This is a genomic window from Pseudochrobactrum lubricantis, from assembly GCF_041929865.1.
In the GTDB taxonomy this organism is placed as follows: domain Bacteria; phylum Pseudomonadota; class Alphaproteobacteria; order Rhizobiales; family Rhizobiaceae; genus Pseudochrobactrum; species Pseudochrobactrum saccharolyticum.
On record NZ_JBHEEE010000044.1, the window covers coordinates 1 to 1,086 of the forward strand.

General features: G+C 49.6%; 4 protein-coding genes. 2 read left to right on the top strand and 2 right to left on the bottom strand.

Features of this window, described 5'->3' with window-relative positions:
• The coding region (locus tag JNC80_RS19925) for a MobA/MobL family protein (RefSeq protein ID WP_376711416.1) at nucleotides 1–164 on the bottom strand (164 nt) is incomplete at its 3' end.
• A gap of 227 nt (nucleotides 165–391) precedes the next feature.
• Between JNC80_RS19925 and JNC80_RS19930 the strand changes: the two genes are divergently transcribed.
• Both JNC80_RS19930 and JNC80_RS19935 read left to right on the top strand, forming a co-directional pair.
• The gene (locus JNC80_RS19930) at nucleotides 392–598 is read left to right on the top strand and encodes a TraC family protein (protein WP_376711414.1); all 207 of its coding nucleotides are present in this window, start codon (nucleotides 392–394) and stop codon (nucleotides 596–598) included.
• 55 nt (nucleotides 599–653) lie between these two features.
• On the top strand, nucleotides 654–842 hold the full coding sequence (locus tag JNC80_RS19935) for a conjugal transfer protein TraD (RefSeq protein ID WP_151653970.1): 189 nt from the start codon (nucleotides 654–656) through the stop codon (nucleotides 840–842).
• Nucleotides 843–896: 54 nt separating this feature from the next.
• Here JNC80_RS19935 and JNC80_RS19940 read toward each other — a convergent pair.
• The coding region (locus tag JNC80_RS19940; RefSeq protein WP_376711415.1) for a hypothetical protein at nucleotides 897–1,086 on the bottom strand (190 nt) is incomplete at its 5' end.

Below are 1,086 nucleotides of genomic sequence, written 5' to 3' on the forward strand. Positions count from 1 at the left end.
ATAGCTATTTCGCTATGGACGTTGCCGCGCTTGGCTGTGAAATCATGGGTAGTTCCATAGCGATCATTCGTCATCGTGGCGCAATGGCGATAGGCGGCGGCGGCGACGGAACTCTGTCCTGTTGCCCTGCTCAAAACCTGTGCGTGAAGATGGAATATCGCCATGCTTTCACAAGTATCAGCAAGGTATCGATTTGTCGATACATAAGTGCGCCCTTAGAACTGGACTGCTCCGCAGGTCCAGACGGGACTAAGAATGCGTTGGCAAAGCCAACTCTCTGCTTTTTTGTTTGCTCGCTTCGCTCGACCACTGGTTGTGAATGTTGTTGCTGTATGTTGCAAATCGGATTAACATTGAATGTCGGGAAGTAATTTTCATTGGAGAATGATGAATGGCCAAAGTTTCAAGGGTCTCGAAAATTCAGGACGAAATTGCCCGCCTACAGGAGCGTCTTGAAGAAGAAAGAGGCAAGGAAGCTGAGAGATTGGGTTCGATCGCCGTCAAAGCTGGACTTGCAGACCTAGAGATCAGCGACCGCGATCTGCTCAAGGCTTTGAAGGAAGTTGCTGCCCGATTTCAGTCCTCGGCGACTGAATGATTACGGCCAGCTAAGCCAGCACCTGCAACAGCTCTACAGGAGGCACAAAGAAGGAATGGCAGCAGATAGGCGCAAGGATGCTCATGAAAAAATCATGCTTGGCGGGCTGGTCGCCAAGGCTGGATTACGTGGCGAAAATCCTGCGTTCATTCTCGGTGTCCTTCTCACTGCCTTTGAACAAAAGGATAACGAGAAACTTCGCGATGCTATGATCGAAAAAGGCAGAAAGGCTTTTGAGAAATGATAACGAAACCTCATGAGCCTTCGCCAAATTTCTTTCTGTTATGCGTCGCTGTCGTTATCCTGATTGCACCTCTGTTTTGGTATATGCGCTTTGTCGCTCCGACATGGAGCGGACCCAATGGACAAGCCACTGGCCTAAGCCTTTCTCAAGCATGGGATTGTGCGTTTTTCTGGAAGGCTTCAACCTGCCGGATGCATCTTGAACAATCTGGCTATCCGGCAGTTTCACAGCTTTCGCGAAACCT